The 17,225-nt window shown below is 73.3% G+C and carries 15 protein-coding genes; 9 read left to right on the top strand and 6 right to left on the bottom strand.

From position 1 onward, the window contains the following. Window positions 1-116: 116 nt before the first annotated feature. The 4 genes from AB0E88_RS06570 (at window position 117) to AB0E88_RS06555 (ending at window position 5,828) form a co-directional block, all read left to right on the top strand. Window positions 117-1,814, top strand: a complete 1,698-nt coding sequence (locus AB0E88_RS06570) for an HEXXH motif domain-containing protein (RefSeq protein WP_361624826.1) — start codon at window positions 117-119, stop codon at window positions 1,812-1,814. A gap of 123 nt (window positions 1,815-1,937) precedes the next feature. Further along, window positions 1,938-3,161, top strand: coding sequence for an arginine deiminase (locus AB0E88_RS06565; RefSeq protein ID WP_361624823.1), 1,224 nt, complete (start codon window positions 1,938-1,940; stop codon window positions 3,159-3,161). Between the two features lie 92 nt (window positions 3,162-3,253). After that, window positions 3,254-4,261: an ornithine carbamoyltransferase gene (gene argF / locus AB0E88_RS06560; RefSeq protein WP_361624820.1), complete on the top strand. Its 1,008-nt coding sequence runs from the start codon at window positions 3,254-3,256 to the stop codon at window positions 4,259-4,261. Between the two features lie 124 nt (window positions 4,262-4,385). After that, entirely contained in the window at window positions 4,386-5,828 is a 1,443-nt protein-coding gene (locus AB0E88_RS06555) for an amino acid permease (RefSeq protein ID WP_361624817.1), read from the top strand. Here the strand turns inward: AB0E88_RS06555 and AB0E88_RS06550 are convergent. Further along, window positions 5,788-6,240: an ATP-binding protein gene (locus AB0E88_RS06550; RefSeq protein ID WP_361624814.1), complete on the bottom strand. Its 453-nt coding sequence runs from the start codon at window positions 6,238-6,240 to the stop codon at window positions 5,788-5,790. The genes AB0E88_RS06555 and AB0E88_RS06550 overlap by 41 nt on opposite strands. Window positions 6,241-6,511: 271 nt before the next feature. Here AB0E88_RS06550 and AB0E88_RS06545 point away from each other — a divergent pair, with 271 nt between their 5' ends. Both AB0E88_RS06545 and AB0E88_RS06540 read left to right on the top strand, forming a co-directional pair. After that, complete coding sequence (locus AB0E88_RS06545; RefSeq protein WP_361624811.1) at window positions 6,512-7,339, top strand: enoyl-CoA hydratase family protein; 828 nt, start codon at window positions 6,512-6,514, stop codon at window positions 7,337-7,339. 2 nt (window positions 7,340-7,341) lie between these two features. Beyond that, window positions 7,342-9,738, top strand: coding sequence for a bifunctional salicylyl-CoA 5-hydroxylase/oxidoreductase (locus AB0E88_RS06540; RefSeq protein ID WP_361624808.1), 2,397 nt, complete (start codon window positions 7,342-7,344; stop codon window positions 9,736-9,738). A gap of 44 nt (window positions 9,739-9,782) precedes the next feature. On the opposite strand, the gene AB0E88_RS06535 is transcribed toward AB0E88_RS06540, so the two are convergent. Beyond that, window positions 9,783-10,616 (bottom strand): PaaX family transcriptional regulator C-terminal domain-containing protein, encoded by an 834-nt coding sequence (locus AB0E88_RS06535; protein WP_361624805.1) that lies wholly within the window; start codon window positions 10,614-10,616, stop codon window positions 9,783-9,785. Window positions 10,617-10,658: 42 nt separating this feature from the next. Further along, entirely contained in the window at window positions 10,659-12,242 is a 1,584-nt protein-coding gene (locus AB0E88_RS06530) for an AMP-binding protein (protein ID WP_361624802.1), read from the bottom strand. A 175-nt stretch (window positions 12,243-12,417) separates the two neighbouring features. On the opposite strand from AB0E88_RS06530, the gene AB0E88_RS06525 reads away from it, so the two are divergent. Continuing rightward, window positions 12,418-13,704 (top strand): acyl-CoA dehydrogenase family protein, encoded by a 1,287-nt coding sequence (locus AB0E88_RS06525; protein ID WP_361624799.1) that lies wholly within the window; start codon window positions 12,418-12,420, stop codon window positions 13,702-13,704. Beyond that, a complete protein-coding gene (locus AB0E88_RS06520) occupies window positions 13,701-14,099 on the top strand; it encodes a RidA family protein (protein WP_361624796.1) in 399 nt (132 codons plus the stop codon). The genes AB0E88_RS06525 and AB0E88_RS06520 overlap by 4 nt, the downstream gene beginning before the upstream one ends. Window positions 14,100-14,560: 461 nt before the next feature. Here AB0E88_RS06520 and AB0E88_RS06515 read toward each other — a convergent pair whose 3' ends face one another. Further along, window positions 14,561-14,755: a DUF5999 family protein gene (locus AB0E88_RS06515; RefSeq protein ID WP_361624793.1), complete on the bottom strand. Its 195-nt coding sequence runs from the start codon at window positions 14,753-14,755 to the stop codon at window positions 14,561-14,563. A 276-nt stretch (window positions 14,756-15,031) separates the two neighbouring features. On the opposite strand from AB0E88_RS06515, the gene AB0E88_RS06510 reads away from it, so the two are divergent. Next, on the top strand, window positions 15,032-15,499 hold the full coding sequence (locus tag AB0E88_RS06510; protein WP_361624790.1) for a DUF6299 family protein: 468 nt from the start codon (window positions 15,032-15,034) through the stop codon (window positions 15,497-15,499). Window positions 15,500-15,600: 101 nt separating this feature from the next. Here the strand turns inward: AB0E88_RS06510 and AB0E88_RS06505 are convergent, their stop codons facing one another. Together AB0E88_RS06505 and xdhC are read right to left on the bottom strand one after the other, a co-directional pair. Then, complete coding sequence (locus tag AB0E88_RS06505) at window positions 15,601-16,053, bottom strand: nucleoside deaminase (RefSeq protein WP_361625157.1); 453 nt, start codon at window positions 16,051-16,053, stop codon at window positions 15,601-15,603. Between the two features lie 359 nt (window positions 16,054-16,412). Then, window positions 16,413-17,225, bottom strand: coding sequence for a xanthine dehydrogenase accessory protein XdhC (gene xdhC / locus AB0E88_RS06500; protein WP_361625154.1), 813 nt, complete (start codon window positions 17,223-17,225; stop codon window positions 16,413-16,415).

Genomic DNA, 17,225 nt, shown 5'->3' with positions numbered 1-17,225 from the left:
GGCAGGCCGCGCCCGCCCCGAACCCGCGGCTGCCCGCGGTCCGCTTCGTCCGCCGCCGGCCGGCACCGCGGGCGGTGGCGCCGTGCCGCCCTTACCCGTGACCGGAGGTCCCGCCCATGACGAGCGAGCGCCCCGCCCCGCTGCGCATGCCCGACGCCCTCTTCGCCGAACTCGCCGCCGGCGGCGGCTCGGCGGCGGCCGTCGCCTTCCTGGAACGGGCCGAGCGCGCCCGCCGGCTGCTGCTCCTGCGCACACTGCTCGACCGCGCCGCGCACCTGCCGACGCCCGCCACGTCCGTCGCCGGGGCCTGGCGGATCGTCAAGGAGGCAGCCGCCCGGGCGCCCGGACCCGTCGACCGGCTGCTGCTCGCTCCGGCCACCGGCGGCTGGCTCGCCCATGTGCTGCGCCGGCTGCACGGCACGGCGTCCGGGCCGCCGCTGTGGGCGGAGGCCGGCCACCTGGGCGCCCTCGCCGTCTCCGCGTCCCTGCTCGCCGGTACGGAGGCGGACCTCCGCGTCCCGCTCACCGACGGCCGGCTGCCGCTGCCCGGCCTCGGACTGGCCCGGCTGCCCGGCGCGGCACCGGGCCCGGCGGTCGCCCGTGCCGTCACCCGCGCCGGCGAGCTGACCCTGACCGCGGGCGACGCCTCCGCGCTGACGATCCGCCCCGCGACCGAGGCCGTGGCCGGACCCGCCCGGGAGACACCGGCGCAGCCCGGGTGGCTCCCGCTGCGCACCCTCACCCTCGACCGCCCGGCGGGCCCGGTCGCCGTCCCGCTGGACGATCTCGACCCCTACCGCGACCTCGACGACCCGCTGCCCCCGGCCCGGCTGGAGGACGCCGAGGCCCGGGCCTGGCAGCGGCTGTTCGAGGAGGCCGCCGCCGTGCTGGACGCCTCCGGCGGGCCCGGCCCCGGCCGCACGGACGCGGCCCTGATCCGTTCCGTGGTCCCCTACGGCCGTACCGCCGCCACCCCGCCCGCGCCGCCCGCCGTCCGGGTGTCCGCCTCCAGCGGCGACTCCTACGGCGGCATGGTGATCTCCCGCCCCTCCTCGGCGCTCGCCCTCGCCGAGACCCTCGTCCACGAGTTCCAGCACAGCAAGCTGGCCGCCCTGCTGCACCTCTTCCCGCTGCTCGACGACGACCGGGAGGAGCGCTACTACGCCCCCTGGCGGGCCGACCCGCGCCATCTGACCGGCCTGCTGCACGGGGCGTACGCCTTCACCGGCGTCGCCGGCTTCTGGCGGGACCGGCTGGCCGGCGCCCGCGACGACGACCGTGCGGCCGACACCGCCGCCTACCACTTCGCGCTGCGCCGCCTGCAGAGCCGGCTCGTCGTGCGCACCCTGCTGACCAGCGGCCGCCTCACCGTCCAGGGCCGCGCCCTGGTCACCGGCCTCGCGGCCACGCTGGACGGCTGGCTGCGCGAACCCGTCCCCGCGGCCGCCCTGGCCCGGGCCCGTACGGCGGCCCTCCTGCACCGCACGGAGTGGCGGCTGCGCAATGTGGCGGCACCGGCCCCGGGCGGGACCTCCGACCCGCTGCGCTTCCGCGCCGACCGCGCCTTCTGGCCCGACCTGCGCACCCACGCCTTCGCCACCGTGCCCGCCCTCCCGCGCACCCCCGACGAGCACCTGGCCGCCGGTGACCCGGCCGCCGCGCTGACCGGCTACACCGAAGTGCTGACGGCCCGCCCGGCGGAACCGCACACCCTGGCCGGCTGGATCGTCGCCCGGGCCGGCGCCCACCCGGGCCGCACCGCCCGCCGTCTGCTCGCCCGCCCGGAGGAACTCCAGCCCCAGCCGACCGCGTGACCCCCGCCCCCTGGACGAAAGCGCCCCCTGTGCGAGAGCCGGGGCGGAGATCTCCTCGCGCCGATCAGAAGAGAAACGTGCGAGTGGAGGGTCAAGACGGGAGCCGGTGGTCAGGATGGAGGCATGGGATTCCACGTCGACTCCGAGGCCGGGCGGCTGCGCCGCGTGATCCTGCACCGGCCGGACCTCGAGCTCAAAAGGCTCACGCCCAGCAACAAGACGACCCTCCTCTTCGACGACGTGCTGTGGGTGCGCCGGGCGCGCGCCGAGCACGACGGGTTCGCCGACGTCCTGCGCGACCGCGGTGTCACCGTGCACCTCTTCGGGGACCTGCTCACCGAGACGCTGGAGATCCCGGCGGCCCGGTCGCTCGTCCTGCAGCGCGTCTTCGACGAGAAGGAGTACGGCCCGCTCGCCACCGACCATCTGCGCACCGCCTTCGAGGCCCTCCCGGCACACGAGCTGGCCGAGGCGCTGGTCGGCGGGATGACCAAGCGCGAGTTCCTCCAGGAGCACGCCGAGCCGGTCTCGGTCCGCTTCCACGTCATGGAGCTGGACGACTTCCTGCTGGCCCCGCTGCCCAACCACCTCTTCACCCGCGACACCTCCGCCTGGATCTACGACGGTGTCTCCGTCAACGCCATGCGCTGGCCGGCCCGGCAGCGCGAGACGGTGCACTTCGAGGCGATCTACCGGCACCACCCGCTGTTCCGTGACGAACCGTTCCGCCTGTGGTCCGAGGGGCAGGCCGACTACCCCTCCACGATCGAGGGCGGCGACGTGCTGGTCATCGGCAACGGGGCGGTGCTGATCGGCATGAGCGAGCGCACCACGCCCCAGGCCGTGGAGATGCTCGCGCACAAGCTGTTCGCGGCCGGATCGGCCCGCACGATCGTGGCGCTCGACATGCCCAAGCGGCGGGCGTTCATGCACCTCGACACGGTGATGACCATGGTGGACGGCGACACCTTCACCCAGTACGCGGGCCTCGGCATGCTGCGCTCGTACACCATCGAGCCGGGGGCCGGTGAGAACGAGCTGAAGGTGACCGACCATCCGCCGGAGCACATGCACCGCGCGATCGCCGCCTCGCTCGGGCTGAGCGAGATCCGGGTGCTGACCGCCACGCAGGACGTGCACGCCGCCGAGCGGGAGCAGTGGGACGACGGATGCAACGTGCTGGCCGTCGAGCCGGGCGTCGTCGTCGCCTACGAACGCAACTCCACCACCAACACCCACCTGCGCAAGCAGGGCATCGAGGTGATCGAGATCCCGGGCAGCGAGCTGGGCCGGGGGAGGGGAGGCCCGCGCTGCATGAGCTGTCCGGTGGAGCGGGACGCCGTATAGGCGGCGGGCCGCGGGGGGCGACTGTATATAAATGCTGAACGTCGTATAGACTTCCAATAGTCAGCCGTCCCCCGTCCCTCTGGAGCGCCCCCATGGCGACAGTCCCGACCGCCCTCGCCGGCCGCCACTTCCTCAAGGAGCTGGACTTCACCCCCGAGGAGTTCCGCGGGCTGGTCGAGCTGGCCGCGGAGCTGAAGGCCGCCAAGAAGGCCGGGACCGAGACGCAGCACCTGCGCGGCAGGAACATCGCGCTGATCTTCGAGAAGACCTCCACCCGTACGCGCTGCGCGTTCGAGGTCGCCGCCGCCGACCAGGGCGCCCACACCACCTACCTGGACCCGTCGGGCTCCCAGATCGGTCACAAGGAGTCCGTGCGGGACACCGCGCGGGTGCTGGGCCGGATGTTCGACGGTATCGAGTACCGCGGCGACAGCCAGGAGAAGGTCGAGGAGCTGGCCGCCTGCGCCGGTGTGCCCGTGTTCAACGGGCTCACCGACGACTGGCACCCCACCCAGATGCTCGCCGACGTGCTCACCATGACCGAGCACAGCGACAAGCCGCTCGACCTGATCGCCTTCGCCTACCTGGGTGACGCCCGCTTCAACATGGGCAACTCCTACCTGGTCACCGGCGCCCTGCTCGGCATGGACGTGCGGATCGTCGCCCCGAAGTCCTACTGGCCCGCCCAGGAGATTGTCGACCGGGCGCGCGAGCTGGCCGAGTCGACCGGCGCCCGCGTCACCCTCACCGAGGCCGTGGAGGAGGGCGTCCGCGGCGCCGACTTCGTCGCCACCGACGTCTGGGTCTCCATGGGTGAGCCCAAGGAGGTCTGGGACGAGCGCATCGCCGCCCTCGCCCCGTACGCCGTGACCATGGACGTGCTGCGCGCCACCGGCAACGCGGACGTGAAGTTCCTGCACTGCCTGCCGGCCTTCCACGACCTCGGCACCAAGGTCGGACGCGAGATCTTCGAGAGCCACGGCCTGGACTCCCTCGAGGTCACCGACGAGGTCTTCGAGTCCGCCCACTCGGTCGTCTTCGACGAGGCCGAGAACCGGCTGCACACCATCAAGGCCGTCCTCGTGGCCACCCTCGCCTGATCCTCGCGTCGGACCGGCCTGACCACCAGGCCTTATGCTGTCCGGCGGCCCGGAGCCACCCCTTCCGCGGCCGTCGCGCGCCCCCATCCGGGCGCATCCGTCCCCAGAAACGAGCACCACCCGCATGCCCCGCATCAAGTCCCCCGCGCTCCTGGTCGCCGAATCCGGCGCCGACCTGGACGGCCACGGCCTGAAGCGCACGATGGGCCTGTCCCAGCTCATCTGCTTCGGCGTCGGCGCGATCGTCGGCACCGGCATCTTCGTCGGCCTCTCCGACTCCGTCGCCCAGGCCGGGCCCGCCGTCGTCGTCTCCTTCCTGCTCGCAGCGATCACCTGCGTCTTCACCGCGTTCTCCTTCGCCGAACTGGGCGGCGCGATCCCGGTCTCCGGATCGTCGTACTCCTTCGCCTACGCCGGACTCGGCGAGACCACCGCCTTCCTCGTCGGCTGGTGCCTGCTCCTCGAATACGGCGTGTCCATCTCCGCCGTCGCCGTCGGCTGGAGCCAGTACGTCAACGAGCTGCTGCACAGCCTCACCGGCTGGCAGCTGCCCGCCGCCCTGTCCGCCGGGCCCGGCGAGGGCGGGATCGTGAACCTGCCCGCCGTGATCGTCATCGCGCTGGCCTGCGTGCTGCTGGTGCGCGGAGTGCGCGAGAGCGCCCGCGCGACCGCCGCGATGGCCGCCGTCAAGCTCGTCATCCTGCTCGCGTTCTGCGCCATCGGCTTCTACGCCTTCAAGGACGGCAACCTCACCCCGTTCGCGCCGGCCGGACTCGGCGGCATCGGCGCGGGCACCACCGCCGCGTTCTTCTCCTACATCGGCTTCGACGCGATCACCACGGCCGGCGAGGAGGCCAAGAACCCGCGCCGGGACATTCCGGTCGCCATCCTGGTCTGCATGGGCATCGTGACCCTGCTGTACTGCGCGGTCGCCCTCGCCGCCACCGGCGCCGTCGGCGGCAAGGAGGTCGGCGGCCGCCCCGCCGCCCTGTCCTACGTCGTCAACGAGGTCACCGGCTCCACGGTCGGCGGCGGCATCATCGCCTTCGGCGCGGTCGTCGCGATCGCCTCGGTGACGCTGGCCGTGATGTACGGCCAGAGCCGCATCCTGATGTCGATGTCCCGGGACGGCCTGGTCCCGCGCGTCTTCGAGAAGGTCTCCCCGCGCACCGCCACCCCCGTCGCCGGCACGATGATCATCGCCGTCGTCTTCGCGATCCCGGCCGCCTTCGCCTCCCTGGACGCGGTGGTCGACCTGTGCACCATCGGCACCCTCGCGATCATGGCCGTGGTGAACATCGCCGTCATCGCCCTGCGCCGCCGCGAGCCGGGCCTCGCCCGCACCTTCCGGGTGCCCCTCTACCCGGTGCTGCCGCTGCTCGGCGTCGGCTTCTGCCTGTACCTGATGTACGAGACGGGCTGGAGCGCCTGGCTCCAGTTCGCCGTCTTCCTCGCCGTCGGCCTGGGCGTGTACGCCGCCTACGGGCGCCGCAACTCGCGGCTCGCGCGGCACGGGGCCGCCGAGGTCACCCCGGACGCCGCTGAGCGGGAACCGCTGGGAGTCTGAACCACACCGCCTTGCCGGACTCGGTGGGGCGGTGCCCGCACGACGAGCTGAGCGCGCGGATCAGCAGCAGTCCGCGCCCGCCCTCCTGCCACGGATCCGGCACGGCCAGGGCGGGCCGGGTCAGATCGCCCGGCGGAGCCGGGTCCGGGTCGTGCACCTCCACCTGGCAGCCGCCCGGCAGCAGCTCCACGACCAGCTCTATCGGCGCGCCCCCGGCGGTGTGCTCCACGGCGTTCGCCACCAGCTCCGCCGTCAGCAGCTCCGCGGTGTCGCTGTCCGCCCCGTGCTCCAGCTCGGCCAGGGCCGTGCGCACCAGAGCGCGCGCCACCGGCACGGCCGCCGCGGTGTGCGGCAGCGCGATACGCCAGGAGGCGGACGAGGTGGGGGGTTCGTACACAGCGAGTCCGTTCATCAGCAGGCTGTCCTGCTTTCAACGTATGAAGGATACGGCGCCGCCCCGGTGACCCCTCGGTCGGGCGGCGTCCGGGTCCGACGGCCCCGGCACCCGGCGACCTACCCGCGGGCACGCCCCGCCGCGCACCACGAGCCCCACTGTTACCGGGTCATCGAGGTGCCGTGACGCTCTTCGGCCAATGTCCCGTCCGTCATATCGCGCCCTCGTGACGATAGTCACGGATCGGTGATAGCTTCGTCGGGTAGCGCTCAGTGAGGAGGCCGCCCGCATGAGTCCCTTCACCGGCTCCGCCGCCCGCACCCCCGCCTGGGAACACTTGCGGGTGGAGCACGCCGACGGGGTCGCCACCGTCACCCTGGCCCGCCCCGACAAGCTCAACGCGCTCACCTTCGGTGCCTACGCCGACCTGCGCGACCTGCTCGCCGAACTGTCCCGCGAGCGGTCCGTGCGGGCCCTGGTGCTGGCCGGCGAGGGCCGCGGCTTCTGCTCCGGCGGCGACGTCGACGAGATCATCGGCGCCACGCTGTCCATGGACACCGCCCAGCTGCTCGACTTCAACCGGATGACCGGCCAGGTCGTCCGGGCGATCCGCGAGTGCCCGTTCCCGGTGATCGCCGCGGTGCACGGCGTGGCCGCCGGCGCCGGCGCGGTGCTCGCCCTGGCGGCGGACTTCCGGGTGGCCGACCCGTCGGCCCGGTTCGCGTTCCTCTTCACCCGGGTCGGCCTGTCCGGCGGTGACATGGGCGCGGCCTACCTGCTGCCCCGGGTGGTCGGCCTCGGTCACGCGACCCGGCTGCTCATGCTCGGCGAACCGGTCCGCGCCCTGGAGGCCGAGCGCATCGGCCTGATCAGCGAGCTGACGGAGGACGGCCGCGCCGACGAGGCCGCCCAGGCCCTGGCCCGCCGCCTGGCCGACGGCCCGGCCCTGGCGTACACCCAGACCAAGGCCCTCCTCACCGCGGAACTGGACATGCCGCTGGCGGCCTCGATCGAGCTGGACGCCTCGACCCAGGCCCTGCTGATGAACGGCGAGGACTACGCGGAATTCCACGCGGCCTTCACGGAGAAACGCCCACCGAAATGGCAGGGGAGGTAGGGATGTCCTCGACCAAGGGGACCACGCCGACCTCAGGGGCGCGGGGCAGTGCCGACATGCGGGCCCGCCGCGGGGCGCGGCCAGCCGCCATCGACCCGCGGCCACCCGAGGACACGAACGGCCCCCGACGCATCGCGATCGTCGGCGGCGGCCCCGCCGGCCTCTACGCAGCCGCGTTGCTGAAACGCCTCGACCCCACCCGCGACATCACCGTGTGGGAACGCAACGCCCCCGACGACACCTTCGGCTTCGGCGTGGTCCTCTCCGACGAGACCCTCGGCGGCATCGAACACGCCGACCCGGTGGTCTACGAAGCCCTGCAACGCCACTTCACCCGCTGGGACGACATCGACATCGTCCACCGCGAAACCAAGCAGACCTCCGGCGGCCACGGATTCGCCGCCCTCGGCCGCAAACGCCTCCTGCAGATCCTGCACGACCGCTGCCGGGACCTCGGCGTCGAGCTGCGCTTTCGCGAACAGGCGCCGGACGTGGACACCCTGTCGGCCGCCTACGACCTGGTCATCGCCGCCGACGGAGTCAACAGCACCACCCGCGCGGCGTACGCCGACACCTTCCGCCCCCGCATCACCTCGCACCGCTGCCGCTACATCTGGCTCGCCGCCGACTTCGCCTTCGACGCCTTCCGCTTCGAGATCGCCGAGACCGAGCACGGCGTGATGCAACTGCACGGCTACCCCTATGCGGACGACGCCTCCACCGTGATCGTCGAGATGCGCGAGGAGGTCTGGCGGGCCGCCGGGTTCGACGAGCTGACCGAGAGCGAGTCGATCGCGCGCTGCGCAAAGATCTTCGCGGACGCCCTCGGGGGCCGGCCGCTGCGCTCGAACAACTCCGCGTGGACCACGTTCCGCACGGTCGTCAACGACCGCTGGTCGCACGGCAACGTCGTCCTGCTCGGCGACGCCGCCCACACCGCCCACTTCTCCATCGGCTCCGGCACCAAGCTCGCCGTCGAGGACGCGCTCGCCCTGGCCGCCTGCCTGGAGGAACAGCCCGCACTGGCAGAGGCGTTGACCGCCTACGAGGAGGAGCGCAAACCCGTCGTCGCCTCCACCCAGCGCGCCGCCCGGGCCAGCCTGGAGTGGTTCGAGAACCTCGCGCTGTACCTCGGCCAGCCGCCCCGGCAGTTCGCGTTCAACCTGCTGACCCGCTCGCGCCGCGTCACCCACGACAACCTGCGCCTGCGCGACGCCCGCTTCACCGCGTCCGTGGAGCGGGAGTTCGGCTGCCCGCCCGGCACGCCCCCGATGTTCACTCCGTTCCGGCTGCGCGGTCTGACCCTGCGCAACCGGGTCGTCGTCTCCCCGATGGACATGTACTCGGCCGTCGACGGTGTCCCCGGCGACTTCCACCTCGTCCACCTCGGCGCCCGCGCGCTCGGTGGCGCGGGTCTGGTGATGACCGAGATGGTGTGCGTCAGTCCCGAGGGCCGGATCACCCCCGGCTGCGCCGGCCTGTACGACGGCCGGCAGGGGGCGGCCTGGAAACGGATCGTGTCCTTCGTGCACGCGCAGTCGCCCGGTACGGCGATCGGTGTGCAGCTCGGCCACAGCGGCCGCAAGGGTTCGACGAAGCTCATGTGGGAGGGCATGGACGAGCCGCTGCCCGACGGCAACTGGCCGGTCCTGGCCCCCTCACCGCTGCCGTACAGGCCGGGCGGTCAGGTGCCGCGCGAGCTGTCACGGGCCCAGCTGACCGACATCCGGCAGCAGTTCACCGGCGCCGCCGTACGGGCCGCACGGGCCGGTTTCGACCTGCTCGAACTGCACTGCGCGCACGGCTACCTGCTCTCCGGCTTCCTGTCCCCGCTGACCAACCGCCGCACGGACGCCTACGGAGGCAGCCTCGGCAAGCGGCTGCGGTTCCCGCTGGAGGTCTTCGACGCCGTCCGCGAGACCTGGCCGGCCGAACGTCCCCTGACTGTACGGATCTCCGCCACCGACTGGGCCGACGGCGGCACCACCGCCGAGGACGCCGTGGAGATCGCCCGCGCCTTCGCCGCGCACGGCGCCGACGCGATCGACGTGTCCACCGGGCAGGTCGTCGCCGAGGAACGGCCCCGGTTCGGCCGCTCCTACCAGACGCCGTACGCGGACCGGATCCGGCAGGAGGTCGGCGTCCCGGTGATCGCGGTCGGTGCGATCTCCTCCTGGGACGACGTCAACTCCCTCATCCTCGCCGGGCGCACCGACCTGTGCGCGCTGGCCCGCCCGCACCTGTACGACCCGCACTGGACCCTGCACGCGGCCGCCGAGCAGGGCTACACCGGCCCGGGCGCCGTCTGGCCCGCCCCGTACCGCGCGGGCAGCCGCCGCCCCCAGACGGGCCGTACCGACGCGCCGAAGCCCCGGCTCGCGCTGAGCGGCGGCCGCTGAACCGGCCCGCACTGCCTCTTCCGAGGGGCGTGATGGCCTGTGTGTCAGGCCGCCGGCGGGCCGGGGGTCACGCCCGCGAACGCGCCGCCCGCGTCGCGCAGGCGCTCGTGCAGGGCGCGGAACACCGCCGCCGAGCGCACCCCCGGCCAGTCGGCGGGCAGCAGCCGCGCGGGCAGGCCGGGGTCGGCGTACGGCAGGTGGCGCCAGGTGTCGAGGGCGAGGAGGTAGTCGCGGTAGGCCTCCTCGGGCGGGGTGCCGGTGCGCTGCTGCCAGGCGTGCAGCACCCGTTCGTGACGGTCCAGGAACGCCTCGTGCTCCTTGGCGATCGCCGCGAGGTCCCACCAGCGGGCCACCGCCTCGGCCGTCGGCGCGTAGCCGAGGTGCTCGCCGCGGAAGAAGTCGACGTAGCCGTCGAGGTGCAGTCGCTGAAGGGTGTGCCGGGTCTCCTCGTACAGCCGGGCCGGGGCGATCCACACCCCGGGCGCCGCCGTGCCGAAGCCGAGACCGGCCAGCCGTGAGCGCAGCACGTGCCGCTTCTGCCGCTCGGACTCCGGTACCGAGAACACCGCCAGCACCCAGCCCTCGTCCTCGGGCGGAGCGGTGGCGTAGATACGGCGGTCGCCGTCCTCCAGCAGCTGCCGCGCCTCGGGGGAGAGCGCGTAGCCTGCCGCGCCGCGCTCCGTGCGGGCGGGCAGCAGCAGCCCGCGCCGTTTGAGCCGGGACACCGAGGAGCGCACCGAGGGCGCGTCGACGCCGACCGCGGCCAGCAGCCGGATCAGTTCGGCCACGGGCAGCGGGCCCGGGACGAAGCGGCCGTAGGCGCCGTAGAGCGTGACGATCAGGGACCGGGGAGCGTGCTGGTCGGACACGTTGATCATTTTAGGTCTTCGGTGTCGGTGCCGGTCACGTGCGGATGCCGGTCAGCCGTCGGTGCGCAGCCGGAACCGCTGGAGCTTGCCGGTCGCCGTGCGCGGCAGCGCGTCCAGGAAGACGATCTCCCGCGGGCATTTGTACGGTGCCAGCTCGGACTTGACGTGCGCGCGCAGCGCCTCGGTGTCCTGTGCCGCGCCCTCCGCGAGGACGACGTGGGCGACGACGACCTGCCCGCGGTCCTCGTCGGGCCGGCCCACGACCGCCGCCTCGACGACGTCGGGGTGGCGCAGCAGGGCGTCCTCGACCTCCGGTCCGGCGATGTTGTACCCGGCCGAGATGATCATGTCGTCGGCGCGGGCGACATAGCGGAAGTAGCCGTCCTCGTCGCGGACATAGGTGTCCCCGGTGATGTTCCAGCCGCCGCGGACGTACTCGCGCTGGCGCGGATCGGCGAGGTAGCGGCAGCCGATCGGGCCGCGCACGGCGAGCAGTCCCGGTTCCCCGGCGGGCAGTTCGCGGCCCTCGGCGTCCTGCACCCGAGCCTGCCAGCCGGGCACCGGAACGCCCGTCGTGCCCGGCCGGGCGTCGTCGTCGGCGGCGGAGATGAAGATGTGCAGCAGCTCGGTGGCGCCGATGCCGTTGATGATGCGCAGGCCGGTCCTCTCGTGCCAGGCGTGCCAGGTCGCGGCCGGCAGGTTCTCGCCGGCCGACACGCAGCGGCGCAGCGACGAGACGTCGTGGCCGTCGAGTTCGGCGAGCATCGCGCGGTACGCGGTCGGCGCGGTGAACAGGACCGAGACGCGGTGCTCGGCGATCGCGGGCAGCAGCTGCTTCGGGTGCGCCTGTTCGAGCAGCAGCGCGCCGGCGCCCGCGCGCAGCGGGAAGACCACCAGTCCGCCCAGGCCGAAGGTGAAGCCGAGCGGGGGAGAGCCGGCGAACACGTCGTCGGCGGTGGGTTTCAGCACGTGCCGGGAGAAGGTGTCGGCGATGGCGAGCACGTCCCGGTGGACGTGCATGCACCCCTTCGGGCGGCCCGTGGTGCCGGAGGTGAAGGCGATCAGCGCCACGTCGTCGGCCGCGGTGTCCACGGCCTGGTACGGCTCCTCGGGCGCGGGGCGGTTGAGCAGGTCGTCGGGGGCGTCTCCGCCGTAGGTGGCGAGGACGAGACCGGGTATCTCGGCCTTGGCCAGGTCGTCGACCGAGCGGATGTCGCACAGGGCGTGCCGGACCTGGGCGATCTCGCCGATCGTGGCCAGCTCGTGCGGGCGCTGCTGGGCCAGCACGGTGACGGCGACGGCGCCCGCCTTCAGCACCGCGAGCCAGCACGCGGCGAGCCAGGGGGTGGTGGGGCCGCGCAGCAGGACCCGGTTGCCGGGGACGACACCGAGATCGCGGGTGAGCAGGTGCGCGAGCCGGTCGACGCGGGCGCGCAGGTCGCCGTAGGTCCAGAGGTCCCCGGTGGGCGTGCGGAAGGCGGGGCGGCCGTCCGGGGGGCCGGTGAGCAGGGCGTCCGCGCAGTTCAGCCGTTCGGGGTAGTGCAGCTCCGGCAGGGCGAAGCGGAGCTCGGGCCACTGCTCGGGCGGCGGGAGGTGGTCGCGCGCGAAGGTGTCGAGGTGCGCCGAGGTGTTCATGGCGGGTCGCCCCCTTGCCGAGTCGGCCGTGATGGTGGGCTCGCTTACCGGGCTCGCTATCGGGAGCGTATCGCCTTGGTGACGACAGTCAACGGTACGCGATATCGTCGGTGCGAGCCCGTGGTCGAGCCCTTGGTCGAGCCCGGGGCCGACTCCGCGGGAGAGAGGACCGGCAATGCCCGCATTCTCGCTCGAACCGGAACAGACCGCCTGGTGTGCCGAGCTGCGCACCCTGGCCGCGCGGCGGCTGGGCTCGCTCGCCGAGAAGGGCGAACCCGGCCACGTCAACCGGGCCCTCGTCGCCGAACTGGGCCGGCTCGGCCTGCTGCGCCGCGTGTTCGCCTCCGGCGCGCTCGAGCTGTGCCTGATGCGGGAGTCCCTGGCGTACGCCTGCACCGAGGCGGAGACCGCACTCGCCCTCCAGGGCCTGGGCGCCCACCCCGTGCACGCCTACGGCACCGAGGCCCAGCGCACCCGCTGGCTCCCGGCGGTCACCGACGGCACCGCGATCGCGGCCTTCGCCCTGAGCGAGCCGGGAGCGGGCTCCGACGCGGGGGCGCTGCGCTTGGCTGCGGAAGGGGAGGCGCTGCGCTCGGCGGCGGAAGGGTCGGCGCTGCGTTCGGCGGCGCAAGGGGAGGGGCTGCGTTCGGAGGCGGAAGGGTCGGCGCTGCGTTCGGCGGCGCAAGGGGAGGGCGGCGGGGCCGGCGGTGACGACGAGACGGCGGTCGCCGAGGCCGACGGTTCGGGGCGCTGGCGGCTCACCGGGGAGAAGTGCTGGATCTCCAACGCCCCCGAGGCCGACTTCTACACCGTCTTCGCCCGCACGACCCCCGGCGCCGGCGCCCGTGGCGTCACCGCCTTCCTCGTGCCGGCCGATCGCCCGGGGCTGAGCGGCAGCGCCCTGGAGATGCTCTCCCCGCACCCCATCGGAGCCCTGCGCTTCGACGCCGTGCCCGTCACCGGGGACGACGTCCTCGGCGAGGTCGACCGCGGCTTCGCCGTCGCCATGGGCACCCTCAACCTGTTCCGCCCCAGCGTCGGCGCCTTCGCCGTCGGCATGGCCCAGGCCGCCCTCGACGCCACGCTCGCCCACACCGCCCGCCGCACCGCCTTCGGCGGCACCCTGAGCGACCTGCAGGCCGTCTCCCACCAGGTCGCCGAGATGGCCCTGCGCACCGAGGCCGCCCGCCTGCTGGTGTACGCGGCGGCGTCGGCGTACGACGAGAAGGCGCCCGACGTGCCGAAGCGCGCGGCGATGGCGAAACTGCTGGCCACCGAGACCGCGCAGTTCGTCGTCGACACGGCCGTCCAGCTGCACGGCGCCCGCGCGTTGCAGCGCGGGCACCTGCTGGAGCACCTCTACCGCGAGGTGCGCGCCCCGCGCGTCTACGAGGGCGCGAGCGAGGTCCAACGGGGCATCATCGCCAAGGAGTTGTACGCCCGACAGGAGGCCGCCGAGTGACCGCCGAGCGCATCAACCCGCCCGGGATGTCCCCGCCCGCCGGCTTCTCCCACGCCGTCGTCGCCACGGGCTCCCGCGTGGTCTTCCTCGCCGGGCAGACCGCCCTGGACGCCGACGGCAAGATCACCGGCGCCACCCTGCCGGAGCAGTTCGCACGGGCACTGGCCAATCTGCTGACCGCGCTGCACGCGGCGGGCGGCACCCCGGCCGACCTCGCCCGCGTCACCGTCTACGCCACGGACGTCGCCGCGTACCGCGCCCACGCGGGGGAGCTGGGGCGCATCTGGCGGGAGTCGGCGGGGCGCGACTACCCGGCGATGGCGGTCGTGCAGGTGGTGCGGCTGTGGGACGAGGAGGCACTGGTCGAACTGGACGGGTTCGCTGTGCTGACCTGAGCGGGTTGCCTGCGGCGCCGGGTGCTTTGTCGGGTGCGGGTGCGGGTGCGTTGTGGCCGGTCGCGCAGTTCCCCGCGCCCCTGGGAGCTGGGGTGCCTGGTCGTGTTTCGGGTGCGGGTGCGTTGTGGCTGGTCGCGCCGTTCCCCGCGCCCCTGAGAACTGCGGTCGTGTTTCGGGTGCGGGTGCGTTGTGGCTGGTCGCGCCGTTCCCCGCGCCCCTTTTGTGCCTGCGGCGGCCCCTCGCGGTGCGTGGTGGGCTGGTGTCGCGCCTGCGGCCGGTTTCCAGGGCGGGGCCGGGGTGGGGGGTCTCCGTCCTCGGTCCGGCCGGCCGTCACTCGGTACGGCGCCCTTGCCCGGTGCCGGACGCTGCGGGCGGACACCCCCCACCCCGGCCCCTTGCCGCCGTACGCGGCTGCGGGACGTCGCCTGTCGCCGTGCCCGGTTGGGGTGCCTCGCGTGGTGTCAGGCGGCCATCGTGAGGTGGTCCGGTGTCGTCCGGTGCGGGGCGACCGCGTGGCCGTCGGGGCGGAGCTCGCCCGTGTCGTCGAAGGCGATCGTGCCGTCGCACAGCAGGCTCCAGCCCTGCTCGGGGTGGGCGGCCACGACGTGCGCGGGGCGGCTGTCGGCCGCGGGGCACGAGGAGCGGTGGGAAGACATGGCGCACCTCCACGTGATGAGGCCGGTCGGGTGACCGTCCGTATGGCTCGACCATGCGCCCGCCGGGCGGTGCCTGCCCAGGGTCGGCCGGGAGACGTGACAGCCCTACGACACGGCGGGGACCGTCCCGGGACGGCCGGGGTGGGACGAAGACGCGCGGGCGGCCGAGGGACACCACCCGCAAAGCCGCGGGACGCGCCACCGAAGGGGTGACGATCACGCGCGCGGGCACGCCGGGCCGGTACCAGTGGAAACCCCCACCTCAGGAGGTTTCCGATGACCCTGTCCCCACTGCGCCGCACCTCGCTGCGCACCGTCCTCGGTACGGCGGCCGCCGCGCTGGCCCTGCTGACCGCTGCTCCCGCCGCCTCGGCCGACCCGTCCGAGACGATCACCGTCGACCCGGTCGGCCGTATCACCGCCGACGGCACCGTCACCCTGTCCGGGACCTACAGCTGCCTCGGCAGCTCCGGCCCGGTCTTCATCAGCGCCGCCGTCTCCCAGAACGCGCCGGCCAACGGCCCGTACGCCTCCACCCGGCGGTACGGCATCGGCGGCACCCGTGCCGTCTGCGACGGGGCCGAGCACACCTGGCAGAACACCGGCAAGGTCGCCACCGACGCCCTGGGCCCCGGCGCGGCCCATGTCGAGACCACCGTGCTGGAGCTGCGTCCCCAGGGCGGTCTCCCGCTGCCCCACTTCCACGCGGCTCGCCAGCAGGACATCACGCTGACGCAGGTCTGACCCGCGCCCGCCGCCCCGGCGGAGCGCCCGGGCACGCCGATGCCCCGGCGCGAGTCCCGCCGGGGCATCGGTCGTCTGTGCGTTCAGGGGCGCCGACGGGCTCAGTAGTCGATGCGGTCGGCCTTGGCCAGCCACGCGTCGAACGGCGCCGTGCGGTTCGGCAGGTCCAGCTGCTCGACCCGGGTCGGCCACTTCGACTGCGGCTGCTTCTCGAACAGGTCGTAGAACTTGCGGTCGTCGAAACCGGCCACCGCGGCGTCGTGGCGGTCGGCGGAGTAGACGATGGCGTCGACGCGCGCCCACAGGGCGGAGGACAGGCACATCGGACACGGCTCGCACGAGGTGACCAGGATGCAGCCGGCCAGCGAGAAGTTGCCCAGCTCCTTGCAGGCGGCCCGCATCGCGCTGACCTCGGCGTGAGCCGTCGGATCAAGAGACGCGGTGACCTGGTTGTTCCCGAGGGCGACGATCTCGCCGTCCTTGGCGACCAGCGCGCCGAACGGGCCGCCGCCGTTCGCGACGCTGTTGGTGGCCAGGCTGATCGCCTCTTCCATCCAGGCGCGCTTGAGGTCCTGGATGCTCGTTTCCTGAATGTGCGCGGTCACGGCCACTCCTTTTCGGATGCGGTGGGAACAGATGGGGCAGTCCGAAATGACCATCGCATTGCGGGTGCCGATCGGATCTACGACGCGTTGCAACTCGTGTCAGGAGTACACCGCCAATCAAGGGGTGTCAGCTAGGGGTGGAAGGCACGAAGACACCGCAGGCTGAGGCAGGGTCTTCGTAGACTTCTACAAGTGCCGTCCACCTGGAACCCACCGTCCGTGTGGCTGTTGTTCCACCTGAGGTCATGTGCGGTAAAAGCCGAAAGGAGCCACGGAGTGGCTCCTCGGAGGGGCAGGCGGGACCGCGCTCAGTGGCCGTCCTTCTCGAACGTCAGCAAGAGGTCCGCCGCGACGCTCACCGCGATCGTGGCGGGCTCCTTGCCCGTGATCTCGGTCAGTCCGATCGGCGTCTTGATCCGCTCGATGGTGGCGTCGTCGTGACCGCCCTCGGTGGACAGGCGGTGCCGGAACCGCGCCCATTTGGCGGACGAGCCGATCAGCCCGATCGACCCGAGACCCTCCGTGCGCAGCGCCGCGTCGGCCAGTGCGGCGTCCTCGGCGTGGTCGTGCGTCATGATCAGGACGTGGGTGCCCGGTGCCAGCTCCCCGAGCACTTCCTCCGGGAGCAGCGGGATGTGGTGCACATGAACCTGCGCCACCGCGTCCGAGAGCAGCACGCCGAGCCGTTCGTCGGTGAGCATGTCGGCGCGGGTGTCGGTCAGATGCAGATCCAGGTTGTGGCGGGCCAGGATGCGGGCCAGCTCCAGCCCCACATGGCCGATGCCGAAGATCGCCACCGCCGGCACCACCGGGAGCGGTTCGAGCAGGACGGAGACGGCTCCGCCGCAGCACTGCACGCCGTGCCGGTTGGTGACCTTGTCGTTGAGGGCGAAATCCATCAGCTCCGGCTCCGCGTCGGGCGTGCCGATCAGCTCGCGGGCCCGGTCGATCGCGACGGCCTCGATGTTGCCGCCGCCAATGGAGCCCCACGTCTCGGACGGTCCCACGACGAGTTTGGCGCCGGCCTTGCGTGGTGCGTGACCGCGCACGGTCGCGACGGTCACGAGCACACCGGGTTCCCGGTGGGCTCGCAACCGCGCGACCGCGGCCACCCAGGTCAT

This window comes from Streptomyces sp. NPDC028635 (genome assembly GCF_040637635.1).
In the GTDB taxonomy this organism is placed as follows: domain Bacteria; phylum Actinomycetota; class Actinomycetes; order Streptomycetales; family Streptomycetaceae; genus Streptomyces.
The sequence above is the reverse complement of the archived record's forward strand: the minus strand, read 5'-3'. Positions and strand labels throughout refer to the sequence as shown.

Excerpts from the sequence above, each read along its gene's own strand:
- AB0E88_RS06570 (WP_361624826.1), top strand. The coding sequence starts at position 117 with ATGACGAGCGAGCGCCCCGCCCCGCTGCGCATGCCCGACGCCCTCTTC.
- AB0E88_RS06565 (WP_361624823.1), top strand. The coding sequence starts at position 1,938 with ATGGGATTCCACGTCGACTCCGAGGCCGGGCGGCTGCGCCGCGTGATC.
- argF (WP_361624820.1), top strand. The coding sequence starts at position 3,254 with ATGGCGACAGTCCCGACCGCCCTCGCCGGCCGCCACTTCCTCAAGGAG.
- AB0E88_RS06555 (WP_361624817.1), top strand. The coding sequence starts at position 4,386 with ATGCCCCGCATCAAGTCCCCCGCGCTCCTGGTCGCCGAATCCGGCGCC.
- AB0E88_RS06550 (WP_361624814.1), bottom strand. The coding sequence starts at position 6,240 with ATGAACGGACTCGCTGTGTACGAACCCCCCACCTCGTCCGCCTCCTGG.
- AB0E88_RS06545 (WP_361624811.1), top strand. The coding sequence starts at position 6,512 with ATGAGTCCCTTCACCGGCTCCGCCGCCCGCACCCCCGCCTGGGAACAC.
- AB0E88_RS06540 (WP_361624808.1), top strand. The coding sequence starts at position 7,342 with ATGTCCTCGACCAAGGGGACCACGCCGACCTCAGGGGCGCGGGGCAGT.
- AB0E88_RS06535 (WP_361624805.1), bottom strand. The coding sequence starts at position 10,616 with ATGATCAACGTGTCCGACCAGCACGCTCCCCGGTCCCTGATCGTCACG.
- AB0E88_RS06530 (WP_361624802.1), bottom strand. The coding sequence starts at position 12,242 with ATGAACACCTCGGCGCACCTCGACACCTTCGCGCGCGACCACCTCCCG.
- AB0E88_RS06525 (WP_361624799.1), top strand. The coding sequence starts at position 12,418 with ATGCCCGCATTCTCGCTCGAACCGGAACAGACCGCCTGGTGTGCCGAG.
- AB0E88_RS06515 (WP_361624793.1), bottom strand. The coding sequence starts at position 14,755 with ATGTCTTCCCACCGCTCCTCGTGCCCCGCGGCCGACAGCCGCCCCGCG.
- AB0E88_RS06510 (WP_361624790.1), top strand. The coding sequence starts at position 15,032 with ATGACCCTGTCCCCACTGCGCCGCACCTCGCTGCGCACCGTCCTCGGT.
- AB0E88_RS06505 (WP_361625157.1), bottom strand. The coding sequence starts at position 16,053 with ATGGAAGAGGCGATCAGCCTGGCCACCAACAGCGTCGCGAACGGCGGC.
- xdhC (WP_361625154.1), bottom strand. The coding sequence starts at position 17,225 with ATGACCTGGGTGGCCGCGGTCGCGCGGTTGCGAGCCCACCGGGAACCC.